Source organism: Neisseria sp. HMSC078H04 (assembly GCF_001838135.1).
In the GTDB taxonomy this organism is placed as follows: domain Bacteria; phylum Pseudomonadota; class Gammaproteobacteria; order Burkholderiales; family Neisseriaceae; genus Neisseria.
This window is the reverse complement of record NZ_KV835825.1, coordinates 219,933-237,573: the sequence shown is the minus strand read 5'-3', so window position 1 is coordinate 237,573 and position 17,641 is coordinate 219,933. Positions and strand designations below refer to the sequence as shown.

The window sequence follows — 17,641 nt, the reverse complement described above, 5'->3', positions numbered from 1 at the left end:
ACTTATGCTTGGTAAGCATAAGAAGATTTGAAAGATTTCATGGCTTCGGTCAATGCTTTTTCGCTTTCGTCAGACATTGCGCCTGATGCATTAATCGCTTCCAGAACCTCAGGATGTTGCGTACGTACGAAACTCAAGAATTCTGCTTCGAAAGCCAAGGCTTTGGATACCGGAACATCTGCGTAAGAACCGTTGTTGATCGCCCACAAAGTCAATGCCATTTCGGCAGTATTCAATGTGCTGAATTGTTTTTGTTTCATCAATTCAGTAACCACTTCACCGTGTTGCAGCTGTTTGCGTGTTGCTTCGTCCAAATCGGAAGCAAATTGCGAGAACGCTGCCAATTCACGGTACTGTGCCAACGCCAAACGGATACCACCACCCAGTTTTTTGATGACTTTGGTTTGTGCTGCACCACCTACGCGCGATACGGAAATACCGGCATTGATTGCAGGACGGATACCGGCGTTGAACAAGTCGGTTTCCAAGAAGATTTGGCCGTCTGTAATCGAAATTACGTTGGTTGGTACGAATGCTGATACGTCACCGGCTTGGGTTTCAATAATTGGCAACGCAGTCAGAGAACCGGTTTTGCCTTTTACTTCGCCATTGGTCAGTTTTTCAACTTCGTTTTCGCTGACGCGGGCCGCACGTTCCAACAGACGGGAGTGCAGGTAGAATACGTCGCCAGGATATGCTTCACGGCCAGGAGGACGGCGCAACAGCAGGGAAATTTGACGGTATGCAACAGCTTGTTTAGACAAATCATCGTATACGATCAGTGCATCTTCACCGCGGTCACGGAAGAATTCACCCATGGTACAACCGGAGTAAGGAGCGATGTATTGCAGCGCAGCGGCTTCAGAAGCAGTTGCAGCAACCACGATGGTATGCTCCATCGCGCCATGCTCTTCCAATTTGCGTACTACGTTGGCAATAGAAGATGCTTTTTGACCGATAGCCACATAAATACAGATTACGCCTGTACCTTTTTGGTTAACGATGGCATCCAGTGCCACGGCAGTTTTACCGGTTTGACGGTCACCAATGATCAACTCACGTTGGCCACGACCAACCGGAACCATAGAATCAATAGCTTTCAGTCCGGTTTGCATTGGTTGGTCAACCGATTTACGCGCAATCACACCTGGTGCAATTTTTTCGATTGGAGCAGTCAATGTTGTGTTGATTGGACCTTTACCATCGATAGGACGACCCAATGCATCAACCACGCGGCCAACCAGTTCGCGACCGATCGGCACTTCCAAAATACGGCCGGTACAGGTAACTGTATCGCCTTCTTTAATGTGTTCGTACTCACCCAACACTACGGCACCGACGGAGTCACGCTCCAAGTTCATGGCCAGACCGAAAGTGTTACCGGGGAATTCGAGCATCTCACCTTGCATCGCGTCTGACAAGCCATGAATGCGCACAATGCCGTCTGTAACAGAAACAACGGTACCACGGGTACGCACTTCTGCATTGACGGACAGATTTTCGATTTTGGCTTTAATCAAATCGCTAATTTCAGCAGGATTAAGCTGCATGAAAACTCTCCTAATTTGTCATAGTCGCATACAAAGCATTCAGTTTGCCTTGTATGGACAAATCCAAGACCTGATCACCCACTTCTACTTTGATGCCGCCGATTAATTCAGGGGCAACTTTAGTTACCACATCCAATTTGCTGTTGAAGCGTTTTGTCAGGATATCGGTAACATCGGCCAGCTGCTGAGAACTGAGCTCATACGCGCTGTAAATTACTGCCGATTTCGTATTGTTGTGTATCAAGGTCAAATCTTGATATTGGGCATAAATTTCCGGCAATACCAGCAAACGCTTTTGCTCGGCCAAAACGGTAATAAAATTTGCCAATTCGACATTTTTGATACCGACAAGACCTTTGAGCGTTTCTGCCTTTTCGGAAGCTCCCGTTTCCGGCTGCTCGATGAAAGCAATGACTTTCTCATCCTGAACAACCGCTGCGAGTTCTTTCAGTTCGCCCAACCAAGACTCGATTTGGTTTTTTTCCTGAGCCAGACTAAATAATGCTTTCGCATAAGGTCTGGCAATCGTTGCGAACTCTGCCATAAGATTACAGCTCCTGTTTTAAGGCACTGAGCAGATCTGCATGTTTGGAAGCATCGACTTCTTTACGCAGGATAGATTCCGCACCTTTAACAGCCAATGAAGCGACCTGTTCGCGCAACACTTCGCGTGCACGGTTAACTTCTTGCTCTACATCAGCTTTTGCTTGGGCTGCAATGCGTGCTGCTTCATGAGAAGCTTGCTCTTTGGCTTCTTCTACAATTTTTGCAGCACGTTTTTCGGCGTTGGCAACCATTTCGGTTACCTGATTACGCCCTTCGGCCATAAGTTCTGCAACTTTTTTCTCTGCCTGCTCAAAATCGCTCTTACCGCGCTCGGCGGCAGCCAAGCCCTCGGCAATTTTTGCGGCACGCTCATCCAATGCTTTGGCAATCGGAGGCCATACGAATTTCATCGTAAACCAAACCAAGCCAAAGAAAACTAGGATTTGCGCAAATAAGGTTGCATTAATATTCACGTTACTTAACCTTCGTATCTGGGTTAATCAAACAGACGGCAAGCCTGTATCTGAACGGATCGCTCCGTCTTGATTACGCACCACTAAACGGGTTAACGAAGGCAAACAACAGGGCAATAGCCACACCGATCAAGAAAGCCGCGTCGATCAGACCAGCGATCAAGAACAGTTTGGTTTGCAGAGGACCGATCAGCTCAGGTTGGCGAGCAGAAGATTCCAAGTATTTAGAACCAACCATTGCGATACCGATAGAGGCACCCAATGCGCCCAAGGCAACGATCAAACCACATGCGATAGCAATCAAACCCATTTTTAAACTCCTTAAAATAGTAAAGGTTAAACTACAAAAAACAAACTACAAAAAAAACTACTTGATTAGTGTGCATCATGCGCCTGTCCGATATATACGAACGCCAACGCCATGAAAATAAATGCCTGCAAGGTGATGACCAAAATGTGGAAAATCGCCCAAGCCAAACCGGCAATCAGGTGGAACACAAATAAAATCGGATCCAAAGTTTCGACACTGCCGGTTGACGCCCATGCACCGCCCAACAGAGCGATCAACAGGAACACCAGCTCGCCGGCATACATATTACCAAACAACCGCATACCGTGGGATACGGTTTTGGACAAAAACTCTACCAAGTTCAGCAGGAAGTTGGCCGGAGCAAGCCACGGACCGAAAGGTGCGCAGAACAACTCGTGAATCCAACCGCCAAGGCCTTTGATTTTGACATTGTAGTAAATACAGATCAGCAATACGCCAATCGCCAGAGCCAAAGTCGTATTCAAGTCAGCTGTCGGCACGACGCGCAACAGGGCATGATGATTACCGGTAATGCCTTGCCATGCCATCGGCAGCAAATCAACCGGCAGCATATCCATGGCGTTCATCAAGAGAATCCAGACAAACAAGGTCAGACCCAACGGGGCAACGGCTTTACGCGATTGTTCGTTATGGATAATGCTCTTACACATGTTATCCACGAATTCGAACAGAATTTCAACAGCCGCTTGGAAACGACCGGGAACACCGGCCGTCGCTTTTTTGGCACCGCGCCACAAAAGGAAGCTGCCGATTACGCCCAACAGAACGGCAAAAAAGATTGCATCAAGGTTAATGAACGAAAAATCAGCAATGTTTTTCAGTCCTTGACCCTGAGTAACATCCGACATACTGGTCAAGCTTTGCAAGTGGTGCTTGATGTAGTCGGCAGCGGTCATAGTTTCACCTGCCATAGTGTTTCACTCTCAACAATACTAAAAAAACCAAATGACTGACGCCAAGAAACGCCAATAAAAATGGGTAAAATACCAGTGATCGATGCCATATCGCAAAAACGACCAACATAGATACCAGCGACAGCACTACTTTTAAAACCTCTCCGCCGATAAACATCGAACTTTGCAGATCGGGATTTCGTCGGGAAAACTTTAAAAGTAAAACTGCAACTAGGGTAGGCAAAATGTACGAAAATCCTCCCGCAAAAGCAGAGAGGAAGCCGGGCAATCCGGAAAATAACGCACAAACAACTGAAATTATTAATAATACAATTACTTGCAATGGGACTATCTGATTCATTGTACTTTGCACCCCCAAAAGCAAGGCAGGCTAATATAATCAAGAAGTTTGTTAACGTCAAGCAATATGTTAATCTTTGTGAACCTTTCATAAATAAATGATTAACACATATAAAACAAATCTTTGCTGGAATGGAGTTTAACACAAATTACATGTTGTTACATAGATTTTACAGAAGATTTTGATTTGTATTGTAAACATTTATACGCTCTACGCTTTTTCAAAAATTGAGGCCGTCTGAAAAGCTTTTTTCAGACGGCCCGTTCTGTTTATAAAGCCGTTAGAACGCTTGATTGATGCCCAACTGCTTCAGCAAATATTCGAATGTTTCCGGCGTATCAAAATGCAGCACGATTTTGCCTTTTTTCTGATTACTGGTTTTGACTTCGGCATTAACGCCCAAATGCTCGGTCAATGCATCATTGATGCGGCGGATATCCGGGCTGATGGTTTTGACTGCTTCGGGCTTGGCTTTTTGATGTGCCAACTGGCTGCGGCGCTCTACCTCACGCACCGACCAACCGTTTTTTACGGCTTTCTGCGCCAACTCCAATTGGTCAACCACATGCAAGGTCAACAACGCACGGGCATGACCCATTTCCAGACGGCGTTGATAAAGCATTTCCTGAACCGGCTCAGGCAGACTCAACAGGCGAAGGCTGTTGGAGATGGCGCTACGGCTTTTACCGACGGCTTTTGCGATGGTTTCGTGAGTCAGGCCAAATTCGTCGGCAAGGCGTTTCAAACCTTGCGCTTCTTCAATCGGATTCAGGTTTTCACGTTGCAAGTTTTCAATCAAACCCATGGCCAACGCAGTTTCGTCGCTGATGGTTTTAATGACGACGGGAATTTCGGTCAAACCGGCCAACTGGGAAGCGCGCCAACGGCGTTCGCCGGCAATCAATTCATATTGAGACAGACCACGTTCGCGTACGATAACCGGCTGGATAATGCCTTGCGCTTTAATGGAGTCAGCCAGTTCCTGCAAGGCTTCGTCATCCATTTGCACGCGCGCCTGATAACGGCCGGGCTGAATATCGGCGATGGCAACCGTTGTCAGGCGGTCGCTACTGCTGCTGTCCACTGCATTGGAAATCAGCGAATCCAAACCGCGCCCCAATCCACCTTTTGCTTTTGCCATATTGTTTTCCCTTTCAGACGGCCTCATTGTTGAAATGACGTATTCTATCGGATATTGCCGCTTTACGACAATTTGAATCACTATGATTTGACTATTGCCATTTATTTACGGAGCGAAACCGCAAACATGCCCCTTAAAGCGTTACTCAAACGGATTTCTTCCGCATTTTCCAACATCGCGCGCGTGATGTGGGTTTCCTTGATTGTATCCGCACCTAAATATAGCTGCGGCTGCTTCAATACCGTTTGGCGCATTACCCCGTTCAAAATATCCAAATCCAAAGACGGCGTGAGCCATTGCCCTTGGTATTTGACGAACACGTTGCTTCTGCCGCCTTCGAGCAGGAAGCCGTCTGAATTGAAAAACAGGCTGTCGAATGCGCCCTGCCCTTCTGCTGTTTTCCATGCTTGGTCAAAAATTTCACGACGTGTGGTTTTGAAACGGCGCAGATAATCGCGTTGGTTTAATGTGTGCTCACTCAAGATGACGTATTGCTGCCCATCCAATTCAGAAACAGCCGCATGGTTCAATACAAGGCCGTCTGAAAACAAAGCGGCTTTGACTCTAAATAACCCACTTGGCAACGCATCTATATAGTGTTGAATTTGCTCTGCCGCATTTTGAGGCCAAGGCAGGTTGAGTGCTTGTGCCGAGCTGTTCAGACGGCCTAAATGCAAATCGAGCAAACGGCATTGTTTGTCTTGCACGCGCATGGTTTCAAAAATACCGAAATCAGGCCTCAAGTCATTGAGGAAACGCGCCTTCCAACCGCACTCGCGATATTCGGCTTCAGGATCGCAATCAATCACAATCCCCGAACCCACACCATAAACACCTTGATAAAGGCCGTCTGAAACCGGTTTCAGAGATAAGGTACGAATCACAACATTAAATACGCCTTCAAATCCCAAACCCGTATCGCACGGATGCAAAAAGCCGATGCTGCCTGTGTACAAACCGCGCGGTTCGGACTCAAGGGACTCAATAATCTGCATACTCATACGTTTGGGCGCGCCGGTAATACTGCCGCACGGGAAGGCTGCGCTGAGAATATCGGCAACCGAAACATCAGCTAGCGCCTGCGCCTCGATGGCACTGGTCATCTGCCAAACACTGCCGAAACGGGAAACTTTAAACGGTTCAGGCACGCGTACTTTGCCCGTTTGCGCGATTTTGCCGAGGTCGTTGCGCAACAAATCGACAATCATCACATTTTCGGCGCGGTTTTTCGGGTCGTTTTGCAATTCAACGGCGCGGCATTCATCTTGTCCGTCATGAAGAATCGGCGCAGTGCCTTTCATCGGCTCGGTTGTGATCAGGCCGTCTGAATCGATTTTGAGGAAAAGTTCGGGAGAAAAACACAAAGTCCACGCTTCCTGCCCTGCCCCGTCGGGCAGACAAGACAAAACGGCATACGGCACAGGCTGACGCAAGCGGCGGTAAAGCTGAATCGGATTGCCGTAAGTTTGCAGGTGCAGGCGTGCGGTGTAATTGATTTGATAGGTATCGCCGCGGCGGATGGCTTCGTGGATTTGGTGGATATGCTCGAGATAATCGGCTTCGGATACGGAGAATCGGGGAGTAGAGATACCTGCCTCAAGGCCGTCTAAATGATTGGCCAGCCAGCTTTCGGCATCGATTTCGGAATAATCGGCAAACCAGTGCAAGCGCAAATTGCCACTGCGCGCGGATGAAATATCCATCAGTGGCAATCCGAATTCGTAGTCTGCAAACAACACTGCATGCAGACCTTTTTTCCAACCTGCCTGCAAAACATCATCCAACGACGCCAGTTCGTTATGATGAAAAAGGCAGCTTTCCACATGATTTTGATAGAGTTTTGCACGACCGCTTACCGCATCGTCGAACAGGGCGAAATAAGGCATGATGTATGATACAAATAGGCTGATTATACGCTGTTTTTACAAAAATTATCAAACAAACCGGAAAAAATTGCTTATGTGTAATTTTATGTAGGCTAATACAGCATAAAGAGGTAAAATCAAGTCATACCACACCATATCATTTAAAACTTAATCGATAAGGAGACTTTATGGCAGACCACCAATTAGAACCGTTCGAGAATGTTGAACTGGGCGAGAAACAAGACCAGCTGCAAGTATTCGAAAAGGCTGTTTTGGAACATGAAGGACGCGGCACTGACGAAGATTCCAGCAGCGCACCGCTTCCTGCCAACTACCCGTACAAACAACGTATGCGCCGCTCTGTTTACGAAAAAGAAAAACAGAAGCTGCAAATCGAATTGTTGAAAGTACAAAGCTGGGTTAAAGATTCCGGTCAGCGTATCGTCAGCCTGTTTGAAGGCCGCGACGCAGCCGGTAAAGGCGGTACCATCAAACGCTTCATGGAACACCTGAATCCGCGCGGTGCACGCGTGGTTGCTTTGGAAAAACCGACTACTACCGAACGCGGCCAATGGTATTTCCAACGCTACATCCAAAACCTGCCAACCGCAGGCGAAATGGTATTCTTCGACCGCTCATGGTACAACCGTGCCGGCGTAGAACGCGTAATGGGCTTCTGCGAACCTAACGAATACCTGCTCTTCATGCGTCAAACCCCTGAATTGGAACGTATGCTTGTTGCCAGCGGCATCCATCTGTTCAAATTCTGGTTCTCCGTATCCCGTGAAGAACAACTCCGTCGCTTCATCTCCCGTCGTGACGACCCGCTGAAACACTGGAAACTGTCCCCTGTGGACATCCAGTCGCTCGACCGCTGGGACGACTACACCGAAGCCAAAAACGCCATGTTCTTCCACACCCATACCGGCGACGCGCCTTGGGTCATCATCCGCTCCGACGACAAAAAACGTGCACGTTTGAACTGTATCCGCTACTTCCTGCACCAGCTGGACTATCCGGGCAAAGACGTGAAAGCCATCGGCAAAGTGGACGAGAAAATCGTTTTGGTTCCTGATACACGTTACAAAGACAAAACTGTCGAGCTCGGACACGATTAATTTGTAACATTACCAAAGGCCGTCTGAAATTTCATCTTTCAGACGGCCTTTTCTTAATCCTCGCGATTCCAGTACGTTTTTTGTGCGAATACCAATTTATTGTCAGTGAATTTCACACTGTCCAAATTCAATGCCCAAACATCGCTTCTCATCACTCTGGCAGCAGGATGCGCTTTATAATACAAAGACTGCGCCGCTTTCAAATCCGCTTCATCCTCAATCAAAGCGGCAGTCGCCGCAAACTGAATACCGCTGATTTTCGTGATACTGTCAGGTTGTCCGGCAATGGTACCGGCTACTTTGGCAGAACGGCTCATCATTCCGCCATGTTTCGTTTGCAAAGATGTCAGCACAATTAGGCGGGCATTGGCTTCATCAAACACATAAAAACAACAAGCCGCCCAAACTTCGCCCTCTGCCGCAGTGGCAATACTGACGACATGATGATTGCTCAAAAATTTAACGATATTGGTAGGAATCGCTTGCATGATTTTTATCCTCTTTCTCAGTGTATTAAATTTATTTTCAGGCCGTCTGAAATATCAGCCCTGCCAGCGCGGCACATCGTTTTGAATAATACCGAACAAGTCCAAAGCGTGAGAGACGCTGTGTGTAATCATATCTTCGATGGATTCAGGCTTCTGATATAAAGCCGGAACGGGAGGAAACACGATACCGCCCATCTCTGTCACACGGCGCATATTTTCAATGTGCGCCAAGTTTAACGGCGCTTCACGCACCATCAACACCAGCTTGCGCCGCTCTTTCAACGTTACATCCGCCGCACGGCTGAGCAAATTATCGGCAAATCCATGAGCAACCGAAGCCAAGGTCTTCATTGAACACGGCGCAATCAACATTCCATCCGTCAAAAACGATCCGCTGGCAATACTTGCCCCGACATTACGGACGGAATGCACGACATCTGCCAAAGCATAAACGTCCTCTTTGGTGTAGTCCGTTTCCAAAGCGCGGGTCATCTCCGCCCCTTGCGAAACCACCAAATGCGTTTCTACCTGATGCTCACGCAAAAGCTGCAAAGCCTTCACGCCATACTGAAAACCGCTGGCACCGCTGATGCCGACAACCAAACGCTTCATTGTATTTCCCTGTCTCAGCCTAAAGATAAATGAAAGGCAGATTCTCAAGACGAAAAAATAACCGCTAAAAAGCGGTTAGATTTTCTAATGTGGTGCCGACAGCGAGATTTGAACTCGCACAGCCTACGGCCACTACCCCCTCAAGATAGCGTGTCTACCAATTCCACCATGTCGGCATAAATTAAATTGTCTTACTGCTGCTGAGGATTCGGTGCAACAGGAGTTGTATTGTTTTGTGCAGGCTTAGGAGCCTGTTGGGTCTGCTTCACATCGCTGAAGTCTAAACCGTGCTTATTGGAGTGGGTGTGAATATACACCATTGCCATGCAGGTCGCAAAGAAAAATGTTGCAGCAACGGCAGTCGAGCGGCTGAGGAAGTTGGCATTACCGGCAGAACCGAATACGCCTTGCGCGCTACCGCTGCCGGAACCGAACGTTGCGCCGGCATCCGCACCTTTACCGTGTTGCAGCAATACTAACACGATTACAAATAGAGCGGAAATAATATTAATAATCCAGATAAGGGTTTTAAAGGCTTCCATATGTTTTCTACGAGGCTTGTGCTGCATTGATGATGGCGGTAAAGGAGTCATATGATAATGACGCGCCACCAACCAATGCGCCGTCTACATGAGGTACTGCGAAGATGTCGGCTGCGTTATCCGCTTTCACACTTCCGCCGTAAAGAACGCGGATTTTAACATCGCTTCCGCACAAAGACAAGATTTCTTTGTAGATAAATGCGTGCATGTCGGCGATTTGTTCGACAGTAGCGACTTTGCCTGTACCGATCGCCCAAACCGGCTCGTAGGCAACGGCGATGTTTTTGGTGTTCAAACCTTGCAGGATGGAAAGCTGGTGGGCAATGACTTCGTGTTCTTTACCGGCTTCGCGTTCTTCCAAGCTTTCGCCGACACACAACAATGGAATCAGGCCGACGTTGAGGACGTTTTCCATTTTGCGGCGTTGGATTTCGTTTTTCTCGCCGAAATAAAGGCTGCGCTCGGAGTGGCCGATTAGGACGATGTCTGTACCGATGTCGGCAAGCATTTCGGCGGACACTTCGCCGGTGTATGCACCGTTATTCGGGAAACGGCTCACGTCTTGCGCACAGGTCAAGATGCGGTTGTTCAAAACAATCTGCATGGCGTTGTGCAGTTGCAACAAATAAACGGTCGGAGCGGCCAGGCCGATTAACACGCGTTCTGCGGTTGGCATGACACGGAAGCGGTGCATAAGTGCATTGTTGTTTTGGAGTCGGCCGTTCATTTTCCAGTTGCCGATAACCCATTTTTGGTCCCACATTCCGATTTGGTGATACATCTTTATTGCTCCGTGTGTTGGTTGTTGCTTGCTGTAGCGTTGTGTAATGTGAAAGTTTAGTGGATATATGTGCGCTTGGCAATTATTAACGGGCCTCCGGGGCCGTCTGAAAGATGGCACACTCTCCGACAAGGATTTATAATGTATGCTTCGATAAAATTAAGAATTGAACGGAGCACAAATATGGACTTTGAAAAAGCGCGTTTCAATATGGTTGAACAGCAGATTCGTCCGTGGGATGTCTTAGACTTCGACATTTTGGATGCTTTGGAGGAGATCGGGCGCGAACATTTCGTCGGCGAGGCTTTTCAAGGCTTGGCCTATGCGGATATGGAGCTGCCGCTGGCCAATGGTCATAAGATGTTGGAACCCAAAGTCGTTGCCCGCCTGGCTCAAGGTTTGAAATTGAAAAAAGACGAAACCGTCTTAGAAATCGGTACAGGCTCAGGCTATGCAACCGCCCTGCTGTCCAAACTGGCCGGCAACGTCGTGACCGACGACATCGATGTCGAGCAGCAGCAACGCGCCAAAAAAGTTTTGGACGAATTGGGCTTTACCAACGTCAATTATGTGCAAAACAACGGCCTGACCGAAGCATCGCAAGGCGCGCCTTTCGATGCGATTTATGTGGGCGGCGCAGTAGACAGCGTACCTGAAATTCTGAAAGAGCAACTGAAAGACGGCGGCCGTATGGTGGTCATCATCGGCCGCAAACCGGTACAACACGCGCTTTTGCTGACGCGTAACGGCAATGAGTTTTCCGAAAAGGTATTGTTCGACACCGTCGTAGCACACTTGGAAGACAAATCGGCCAATCCGTTTGGCGATTTCGATTTTTAAACAACAGGCCGTCTGAAAATTCAGACGGCCTCATGCTTTTACCCAACCCTATGACCGACATCATCCAACTCTCGCCCACCGAATTGAAACAATGGCAGGACGAAGGCCGCGCATTTCATCTGCTCGACGTCCGCACCGATGAAGAACACTCCATCTGCACCCTACCCGCCGCCATTCATATCCCGATGAACCTCATCCCCCTGCGCCAAAACGAGCTGCCCGACGACGATTTGCCCATCGTCATTTACTGCCACCACGGCATCCGCAGCCTGCACACGGCAATATATTTGGAAGACGCCGGATTTGAAAACCTCTACAACCTGCAGGGCGGTATTGATGCTTGGGCAATGCAGGTTGACAGCAAAATGATGCGGTATTGAATCGGTTTTATCAATAAAAGGCCGTCTGAAGCAGGATTTCAGACGGCCTTTGCAATTATTTCACAAACCGTGCATCTGCCATAAACGGCCGTGTAGCGGCTGGTTTGGCGGAATAGAAGCGGGAGAACGTGCTGTCGATTTTGGTCTGTATCGGCTTACCGTCCAATGTTGCCGATGCTTCCAATTTCACGCCACCGCCACTGGTTTCGCCTAATTTCATATTTGGCAACGTCAGTTTGGCAATATTGAGTTTCACATTTCCCACTTTGGTATCGGGAGACATCAGCTGTTTGCCGACCGGACGGATTTTTTCACCCTCATCATGAGGCGCGGCACCACCGTTATCGTCAACCACACCGATATTAATCAATCTGGCAGACGCCAAATCCATCTTGCCGTTTTTGACCGGAATACCGACAAACAGTTTTACGCCGCGATGAATGAACGTATTGTCCCGCCACTGAGTTTGGCCCTCTTTCGGCGGTTTGGTTTCTGCCGCCACCGAATAAGTGCGGCCCATAATCATCAATTTATAACCTGGAATTTTTTTCGAACCGAATCCATCAGTGATATCTTCGACCAGTTGCGGCGCAGTCAGGGTTTCGTTTGCCAAAATACGGGCTGAAGTTTCTGCCAAATGGGCAGGCTTGCCGTCTATGGTCAATGCCTGTTCATGGCCGAAATCAGACGCAAATGCAGGCACGGTGGCCAGTGCAGCGGCCAATGCTAGAATACGGATAGTTTTCATTGCAGACTCCTGATAAAAATGTAATTGGGTTGATTACCCGATAAAATCCGGGCGATATTGATAGGAATCGGTATTTTTATACAAATGATACAGATTATCAAGAATATTTGGATTTTAAAATAAAAAAGGCCGTCTGAAATCCAGTTTCAGACGGCCTTTTCAATCTACTTAAAACCTTCTATCAGTCTTTGAAGCGTTTGAATACCAATGTGCCGTTGGTACCGCCAAAGCCGAAGGAATTGGAGATGGCAACGTCGATTTTCGCATCGCGTGCTTCGTTGGCGCAGTAGTCCAGATCGCAACCGGCTTCAACGTCTTGTTCAAAGATGTTGATGGTTGGTGGAGATTTTTGCTCGTGTACTGCCAACACACTATACAACGCTTCCACGCCACCGGCTGCGCCGAGCAAGTGGCCGGTCATAGATTTGGTAGAGTTAACGATGACTTTGCGCGCATGATCGCCTAAAGCGCGTTTGATGGCTTTGGTTTCATTGGCATCGCCTAAAGGAGTCGATGTACCGTGTGCGTTGACGTAATCAACGTCTTCAGGATTCAGGCCGGCATCTTTCAGCGCACGAGTAACCGCCAATGCAGGGCCTTCTTCGTTAGGCGCGGTAATGTGGTAAGCATCGGAGCTCATACCGAAGCCGACGATTTCGGCGTAAATTTTCGCACCGCGTTTTTTCGCGTGTTCCAATTCTTCCAACACCAGCACTCCAGCGCCTTCGCCGATAACGAAACCGTCACGGCCTTTGTCCCACGGACGGGAAGCGGTAGCAGGGTCGTCGTTGCGAGTGGAAAGTGCCTTCATGGCGGCAAAACCGCCAACGCCCAAAGTGCTGATCGCACCTTCTGCGCCACCGGCAATCATAACGTCTGCGTCGCCGTATTTAATCAGTCGTGCAGAGTCGCCGATAGAATGCGCGCCGGTCGTACAGGCAGAAACCATACCGTAGCTCGGGCCGCGGTAGCCTTTGAGAATGGTGACGTGGCCGGAAATCAGGTTAATCAGCGAGCCTGGAATAAAGAAAGGATTGATTTTGCGCGCGCCGCCTTCGATAACGGCTTTGCCGGTCGCTTCGATGCTGGGCAGGCCGCCGATACCGGAGCCGATGTTGACACCGACGCGGTCTTTGTCGAGGGTTTCCAAATCGTCCAAGCCTGAATCGTTGATGGCTTGCAGGGCGGCGGCGATACCGTAGTGGATAAACACGTCCATACGGCGCGCTTCTTTCGCGCTGATGTATTGGCCGATATCGAAATCGCGTACTTCGCCGGCGATTTGGCTGTTGATGTCGGATGCGTCAAAGCGGGTAATCCGTCCGATGCCGCTTTTGCCTGCGAGCAGATTGCTCCATGCGGTGGCGACGTCGTTGCCGACCGGTGATACTTGGCCAAGACCTGTGATGACTACTCTTCTCTGACTCATGATAATCTCGCTGTTGGTTGTCGGGATTTTCGCGGCAGCCTTGCTCTTTTTCTTTGTGAAACGGGCAAAACTCATGCCGTCTGAAATTTCAGGGGTTTAATAATAAGGTAAAAGCCTCTATTGCGATGGCGCAGCAGAGGCTGGATGTTTGGTGCGACCGATTAGCCTTGGTGGGCGTTGATGTAGTCGATAGCCAATTGTACGGTAGTGATTTTTTCAGCGTCTTCGTCAGGGATTTCGCAGCCGAAAGCTTCTTCCAAAGCCATCACCAGTTCTACGGTGTCCAGAGAGTCAGCACCCAAATCGTCTTGGAAAGAAGATTCGTTTTTCACTTCGGCTTCGTTTACGCCCAGTTGTTCAGCAACAATTTTTTTAACTTGTTGTTCGATGTTTGACATGTCAGTCGTTCCTTTTCGCCTTGCGGCAGGTTGTTTAAGGGAAATAATTCGTCGGTATTGTACCGAATTCGGATAGAGTTTTCCATCTAATCCTGCATTTTAGCACAGATTATTCAGTAAAAACCTGTTGTTGTGCATATTAGCATAGCCTGATTTTAACCTACAAGCGGGAATTTGTTTTGTTACGTATTAACATTAACATTATTAAAAAAAGGGGCTGTACTAGATTAGCAGATATGTTACCCTCGAAATATGAAGATAACACACTGCAAATTAAAGAAAAAAGTACAGAAAGAACTGCTTCGTTTTTTTGTACTCGAAGTTACCGCCCGTTCCGCTGCCGATATTTTGGGCATTCAGCCCAACTCCGCTATTCTGTTCTACTGCAAAATTCGTATGGTTATCCGCCATTATCTGGCCTTGGTTGCCGATGAGGTTTTTGAGGGCCCTGTCGAGTTGGACGAAAGCTATTTCGGCGGACGGCGTAAAGGCAGACGTGGTCACGGGGTGGCAGGAAAAGTGGTTGTCTTCGGCATTCTGAAACGCAACGGACGGGTCTATACCGTTGTGGTGGATAATGCCAAGTCTGAAACGTTATTCCCTGTCATCAAAAAGAAAATCATGCCGGACAGCATTGTTTACACGGATAGCCTGAGCAGCTACGACAAGTTGGACGTGAGCGGTTTCATCCATTACCGCATCAACCATTCCAAGGAATTTGCCGACCGTCAGAACCACATTAACGGCATTGAAAATTTTTGGAATCAGGCAAAACGCGTCTTGCGCAAATACAACGGAATCGATCGCAAATCTTTCCCGCTGTTCTTGAAAGAATGCGAATTTCGATTTAACTTCGGCACACCGTCTCAACAGCTTAAAATCCTGCAAAAATGGTGTGGAATTTAGGGCTAATCTACTAGTACAGACCCTTAAAAAATTTTGATGGCGGTTGCTGCTGAAAAAGTAGGAATTAGATTTGAGAGAAGGTTTTTTGCATATGCTGGTTTCGTGAAGGCCTACGCAGGATCAGCGTTGTCAGCGTTTTCATGTGTATGCTAACCTTCTGCAAGGTATCTGCTTAATCATATTTGAAATCAGTATTAAAGCATAATTATCAGTATCCGAAATTCCAGTTAATTAAATATTCAGAGACAATCGTTAAGATTGATTTAAGGATGAAAATGCAAGACCAAGAAAACATTAAAAACCAAGAAGAACAAGAAAATCAGCCAAAAGAAGACAATGGTGCCATGACCAAGTTGCAAGATGTGTTCAATCTTGCGCATGACCAGGCCCATCCCGATAAAATTGATGCCGTCATCCGCGCCAATACTCGGGTGTCCGGAACCAATATGTGGGTATTGATGTTTGCCATTGCCGTGGCGAGTATCGGTCTGAATGTAAACAGCACGGCGGTAGTGATCGGCGCGATGTTGATTTCGCCGTTGATGGGGCCGATTGTAGGTATGGGTTACGGTTTGGCGGTAGGGGATACTGCGCTGATCCGTCAAGCCGTGCGCAATATTATTATATTCGTCGTCATCAGCTTGATTACCGCTACGTTGTATTTCCTGTTAACCCCGCTTAAAGAGGCGCAAAGCGAGCTTTTGGCGCGTACTCAGCCGACCCTTTGGGATGTGTTGATTGCCTTCTTCGGTGGTAGTGCGGGTATTGTGGCGCTGACTCGAAAAGAAGGAGGCAATGCCATACCGGGTGTGGCGATTGCTACCGCATTGATGCCGCCCCTGTGTACTGCGGGCTACGGACTGGCACATGGCAACTGGCACTACTTTCTCGGTGCTTCATATCTTTTTGCCATCAACTGCGTGTTCATCGCTTTTTCGACCTTGTTGTTTTCTAAGCTGCTCAAGCTGCCGCGCAGGGGGTTGGTAACGGAATCCAAACGCCGGTTGCAAAGCATCATTATTACTGCCGTCGTGTTGGCTGTGATGATTCCGAGCGGCTATATGGCATCAGGGCTGGTGCGTCAGGAGATCTTCAACACCAGAGCCAATGCCGCCATTGCCACTGCGCAGCAACAGGAAGGTTTTTTCGTGCTGCGTAAGATGTTGAACCACAGAGAAAATAAAGTCGGTCTGATTGTCAATGGAACGGGCAATGCCGAGAAAATTTCCGCCTTGCTGGTGAAAAGCCTTAACGCGTCGGGGGTGAAAGAGCCGAAGGTCAACGTGGTCTATGCGGGAGGGAACGATGCCAAAATCGAAGAATTGCTGGCAAGCCGAAACAACCCGGTTCAGCAGCAAAATGAGCTGAAAGAGCAGCAGGCCTATATCGATACCATACTGGCAGGCAAAGCCTCCGATATCGACGATGCAGCGGTACTCAAGGAATTAAAAGCCCAATATCCGGAAGCGGAAAAAATCGTTGTCGGACGCGGCTTGGCTTGGGATAAAGCGCAAACAACGCCTGTTTCCGAACAGTCTGAAAGCCAAAAAAACGCAGAACCGAAGACAGATACATATGACGATATCGTCGTTGTCTCTCTCGAATTGGAGCAGCCACTACCTGCCAAAGATCACGAGCGGATACAGGCGTGGTTAAGCCAGCGTTATGAGGGTAAGGTAGTGCGCATATTGCAAACGCACAAGTCTCAGACAGATAAACCGTCTAACGAATAATCGCCTTCAGGCTTTATCCATTTCCGAGAAATCATTGATTGTTCCTAGTACACCAAATCCGCCTCAAACACGCCTCTCAAGGCGTTGGAGAGGCGGATTTTTTCTGCGCGTTCGAGCATATCGCGGGTGATGTGCGTTTCGATGACTGCGTCCGCGCCCAAGTAGGTTTGCAGCTGCTTCAACACGGCTTGGCGCATGATGCCGTTGAGGATATCCAAATCCAGAGACGGGGTGAGACGGGTGTTTTTGTGCATGTTCATGTTTCAGTATTCTCCTGAAAATACTGTAAACAACGCTACTAGTTTCTACAGCATCGAGTTGATAACGTTCGCCCGCATCGGCAAGGTTTTCGGCGCCGAGGACGAGTTTGAGCTTCTCAAAGTCGATTTGGTCTTCGCAAAAGACTTCAGGAAAGATTTGTTTGAGTTTTAATATGTTGTTTTGTTTGAAATTATTTTCTAAATCGTGTATAATTTCGGTTCGGTTCGGTTCGGTTCGGTTCGGTT

General features: G+C 48.2%; 21 protein-coding genes, 1 tRNA gene and 1 pseudogene. 5 read left to right on the top strand and 18 right to left on the bottom strand.

The genetic code is table 11. From position 1 onward, the window contains the following. Positions 1–2 precede the first annotated feature (2 nt). The 8 genes from atpA to HMPREF2560_RS03040 all read right to left on the bottom strand — a co-directional run bounded on the left by atpA (position 3) and on the right by HMPREF2560_RS03040 (position 7,181). The gene (gene atpA, locus HMPREF2560_RS03070) at positions 3–1,550 is read right to left on the bottom strand and encodes a F0F1 ATP synthase subunit alpha (RefSeq protein WP_003676111.1); all 1,548 of its coding nucleotides are present in this window, start codon (positions 1,548–1,550) and stop codon (positions 3–5) included. A 10-nt stretch (positions 1,551–1,560) separates the two neighbouring features. Continuing rightward, positions 1,561–2,094 carry a F0F1 ATP synthase subunit delta gene (locus tag HMPREF2560_RS03065; RefSeq protein ID WP_070606212.1) on the bottom strand — a complete coding sequence of 178 codons (534 nt, stop codon included), beginning with the start codon at positions 2,092–2,094 and terminating at the stop codon, positions 1,561–1,563. Positions 2,095–2,098: 4 nt separating this feature from the next. Further along, positions 2,099–2,569 carry a F0F1 ATP synthase subunit B gene (locus tag HMPREF2560_RS03060; protein WP_003708446.1) on the bottom strand — a complete coding sequence of 157 codons (471 nt, stop codon included), beginning with the start codon at positions 2,567–2,569 and terminating at the stop codon, positions 2,099–2,101. 73 nt (positions 2,570–2,642) lie between these two features. After that, a complete protein-coding gene (gene atpE, locus HMPREF2560_RS03055) occupies positions 2,643–2,879 on the bottom strand; it encodes a F0F1 ATP synthase subunit C (protein WP_004519005.1) in 237 nt (78 codons plus the stop codon). Between the two features lie 65 nt (positions 2,880–2,944). Next, positions 2,945–3,811 (bottom strand): F0F1 ATP synthase subunit A, encoded by an 867-nt coding sequence (gene atpB, locus HMPREF2560_RS03050; RefSeq protein ID WP_049331702.1) that lies wholly within the window; start codon positions 3,809–3,811, stop codon positions 2,945–2,947. Beyond that, positions 3,801–4,154 carry an ATP synthase subunit I gene (locus HMPREF2560_RS10820; RefSeq protein ID WP_049336018.1) on the bottom strand — a complete coding sequence of 118 codons (354 nt, stop codon included), beginning with the start codon at positions 4,152–4,154 and terminating at the stop codon, positions 3,801–3,803. The genes atpB and HMPREF2560_RS10820 overlap by 11 nt, the downstream gene beginning before the upstream one ends. Positions 4,155–4,434: 280 nt before the next feature. Then, complete coding sequence (locus tag HMPREF2560_RS03045) at positions 4,435–5,295, bottom strand: ParB/RepB/Spo0J family partition protein (protein WP_070606214.1); 861 nt, start codon at positions 5,293–5,295, stop codon at positions 4,435–4,437. A 101-nt stretch (positions 5,296–5,396) separates the two neighbouring features. Beyond that, positions 5,397–7,181 carry a bifunctional chorismate-binding protein/class IV aminotransferase gene (locus HMPREF2560_RS03040; RefSeq protein ID WP_070606216.1) on the bottom strand — a complete coding sequence of 595 codons (1,785 nt, stop codon included), beginning with the start codon at positions 7,179–7,181 and terminating at the stop codon, positions 5,397–5,399. A gap of 167 nt (positions 7,182–7,348) precedes the next feature. Here HMPREF2560_RS03040 and ppk2 point away from each other — a divergent pair, with 167 nt between their 5' ends. Beyond that, entirely contained in the window at positions 7,349–8,278 is a 930-nt protein-coding gene (gene ppk2, locus HMPREF2560_RS03035) for a polyphosphate kinase 2 (RefSeq protein WP_004519010.1), read from the top strand. 53 nt (positions 8,279–8,331) lie between these two features. Here the strand turns inward: ppk2 and HMPREF2560_RS03030 are convergent, their stop codons facing one another. From HMPREF2560_RS03030 to tpiA, 5 genes are all read right to left on the bottom strand, one after another. Next, positions 8,332–8,766: a pyridoxamine 5'-phosphate oxidase family protein gene (locus HMPREF2560_RS03030; RefSeq protein ID WP_070606217.1), complete on the bottom strand. Its 435-nt coding sequence runs from the start codon at positions 8,764–8,766 to the stop codon at positions 8,332–8,334. 54 nt (positions 8,767–8,820) lie between these two features. Next, complete coding sequence (locus HMPREF2560_RS03025) at positions 8,821–9,378, bottom strand: UbiX family flavin prenyltransferase (protein ID WP_004464450.1); 558 nt, start codon at positions 9,376–9,378, stop codon at positions 8,821–8,823. Between the two features lie 90 nt (positions 9,379–9,468). Beyond that, positions 9,469–9,554, bottom strand: a tRNA-Leu gene (locus tag HMPREF2560_RS03020). Positions 9,555–9,569: 15 nt separating this feature from the next. Then, on the bottom strand, positions 9,570–9,920 hold the full coding sequence (secG, locus tag HMPREF2560_RS03015) for a preprotein translocase subunit SecG (protein WP_070606219.1): 351 nt from the start codon (positions 9,918–9,920) through the stop codon (positions 9,570–9,572). 7 nt (positions 9,921–9,927) lie between these two features. Then, positions 9,928–10,701: a triose-phosphate isomerase gene (tpiA, locus tag HMPREF2560_RS03010; protein ID WP_004519014.1), complete on the bottom strand. Its 774-nt coding sequence runs from the start codon at positions 10,699–10,701 to the stop codon at positions 9,928–9,930. A 183-nt stretch (positions 10,702–10,884) separates the two neighbouring features. Between tpiA and HMPREF2560_RS03005 the strand changes: the two genes are divergently transcribed. Together HMPREF2560_RS03005 and HMPREF2560_RS03000 are read left to right on the top strand one after the other, a co-directional pair. Then, on the top strand, positions 10,885–11,541 hold the full coding sequence (locus tag HMPREF2560_RS03005) for a protein-L-isoaspartate O-methyltransferase family protein (RefSeq protein ID WP_070606221.1): 657 nt from the start codon (positions 10,885–10,887) through the stop codon (positions 11,539–11,541). 50 nt (positions 11,542–11,591) lie between these two features. Beyond that, positions 11,592–11,921: a rhodanese-like domain-containing protein gene (locus HMPREF2560_RS03000; RefSeq protein WP_070606223.1), complete on the top strand. Its 330-nt coding sequence runs from the start codon at positions 11,592–11,594 to the stop codon at positions 11,919–11,921. A gap of 55 nt (positions 11,922–11,976) precedes the next feature. Here HMPREF2560_RS03000 and HMPREF2560_RS02995 read toward each other — a convergent pair whose 3' ends face one another. The 3 genes from HMPREF2560_RS02995 to acpP form a co-directional block, all read right to left on the bottom strand. Further along, positions 11,977–12,669: a hypothetical protein gene (locus tag HMPREF2560_RS02995; RefSeq protein ID WP_070606224.1), complete on the bottom strand. Its 693-nt coding sequence runs from the start codon at positions 12,667–12,669 to the stop codon at positions 11,977–11,979. 181 nt (positions 12,670–12,850) lie between these two features. After that, positions 12,851–14,098 carry a beta-ketoacyl-ACP synthase II gene (gene fabF / locus HMPREF2560_RS02990; RefSeq protein ID WP_039861923.1) on the bottom strand — a complete coding sequence of 416 codons (1,248 nt, stop codon included), beginning with the start codon at positions 14,096–14,098 and terminating at the stop codon, positions 12,851–12,853. A gap of 161 nt (positions 14,099–14,259) precedes the next feature. After that, positions 14,260–14,496, bottom strand: coding sequence for an acyl carrier protein (acpP, locus tag HMPREF2560_RS02985; protein WP_003679644.1), 237 nt, complete (start codon positions 14,494–14,496; stop codon positions 14,260–14,262). A 252-nt stretch (positions 14,497–14,748) separates the two neighbouring features. On the opposite strand from acpP, the gene HMPREF2560_RS02980 reads away from it, so the two are divergent. Then, complete coding sequence (locus HMPREF2560_RS02980) at positions 14,749–15,402, top strand: IS1595 family transposase (protein ID WP_070829781.1); 654 nt, start codon at positions 14,749–14,751, stop codon at positions 15,400–15,402. 275 nt (positions 15,403–15,677) lie between these two features. Beyond that, positions 15,678–17,135: a DUF389 domain-containing protein gene (locus HMPREF2560_RS02975; protein WP_070734913.1), complete on the top strand. Its 1,458-nt coding sequence runs from the start codon at positions 15,678–15,680 to the stop codon at positions 17,133–17,135. Between the two features lie 44 nt (positions 17,136–17,179). Here the strand turns inward: HMPREF2560_RS02975 and HMPREF2560_RS02970 are convergent, their stop codons facing one another. Then, positions 17,180–17,395, bottom strand: a complete 216-nt coding sequence (locus HMPREF2560_RS02970) for an aminotransferase class IV (RefSeq protein WP_283120733.1) — start codon at positions 17,393–17,395, stop codon at positions 17,180–17,182. 52 nt (positions 17,396–17,447) lie between these two features. Next, positions 17,448–17,641, bottom strand: a pseudogene (locus tag HMPREF2560_RS11385) (hypothetical protein); the annotation flags it as partial.

Coding starts and splice junctions, on each gene's coding strand:
- fabF (WP_039861923.1), bottom strand. CDS start 14,098: ATGAGTCAGAGAAGAGTAGTCATCACAGGTCTTGGCCAAGTATCACCG.
- HMPREF2560_RS02995 (WP_070606224.1), bottom strand. CDS start 12,669: ATGAAAACTATCCGTATTCTAGCATTGGCCGCTGCACTGGCCACCGTG.
- acpP (WP_003679644.1), bottom strand. CDS start 14,496: ATGTCAAACATCGAACAACAAGTTAAAAAAATTGTTGCTGAACAACTG.
- HMPREF2560_RS02980 (WP_070829781.1), top strand. CDS start 14,749: ATGAAGATAACACACTGCAAATTAAAGAAAAAAGTACAGAAAGAACTG.
- HMPREF2560_RS03045 (WP_070606214.1), bottom strand. CDS start 5,295: ATGGCAAAAGCAAAAGGTGGATTGGGGCGCGGTTTGGATTCGCTGATT.
- atpB (WP_049331702.1), bottom strand. CDS start 3,811: ATGGCAGGTGAAACTATGACCGCTGCCGACTACATCAAGCACCACTTG.
- HMPREF2560_RS03030 (WP_070606217.1), bottom strand. CDS start 8,766: ATGCAAGCGATTCCTACCAATATCGTTAAATTTTTGAGCAATCATCAT.
- HMPREF2560_RS02975 (WP_070734913.1), top strand. CDS start 15,678: ATGCAAGACCAAGAAAACATTAAAAACCAAGAAGAACAAGAAAATCAG.
- HMPREF2560_RS10820 (WP_049336018.1), bottom strand. CDS start 4,154: ATGAATCAGATAGTCCCATTGCAAGTAATTGTATTATTAATAATTTCA.
- HMPREF2560_RS03000 (WP_070606223.1), top strand. CDS start 11,592: ATGACCGACATCATCCAACTCTCGCCCACCGAATTGAAACAATGGCAG.
- secG (WP_070606219.1), bottom strand. CDS start 9,920: ATGGAAGCCTTTAAAACCCTTATCTGGATTATTAATATTATTTCCGCT.
- HMPREF2560_RS02970 (WP_283120733.1), bottom strand. CDS start 17,395: ATGAACATGCACAAAAACACCCGTCTCACCCCGTCTCTGGATTTGGAT.
- atpE (WP_004519005.1), bottom strand. CDS start 2,879: ATGGGTTTGATTGCTATCGCATGTGGTTTGATCGTTGCCTTGGGCGCA.
- tpiA (WP_004519014.1), bottom strand. CDS start 10,701: ATGTATCACCAAATCGGAATGTGGGACCAAAAATGGGTTATCGGCAAC.
- HMPREF2560_RS03025 (WP_004464450.1), bottom strand. CDS start 9,378: ATGAAGCGTTTGGTTGTCGGCATCAGCGGTGCCAGCGGTTTTCAGTAT.
- HMPREF2560_RS03005 (WP_070606221.1), top strand. CDS start 10,885: ATGGACTTTGAAAAAGCGCGTTTCAATATGGTTGAACAGCAGATTCGT.
- ppk2 (WP_004519010.1), top strand. CDS start 7,349: ATGGCAGACCACCAATTAGAACCGTTCGAGAATGTTGAACTGGGCGAG.
- HMPREF2560_RS03040 (WP_070606216.1), bottom strand. CDS start 7,181: ATGCCTTATTTCGCCCTGTTCGACGATGCGGTAAGCGGTCGTGCAAAA.
- HMPREF2560_RS03065 (WP_070606212.1), bottom strand. CDS start 2,094: ATGGCAGAGTTCGCAACGATTGCCAGACCTTATGCGAAAGCATTATTT.
- atpA (WP_003676111.1), bottom strand. CDS start 1,550: ATGCAGCTTAATCCTGCTGAAATTAGCGATTTGATTAAAGCCAAAATC.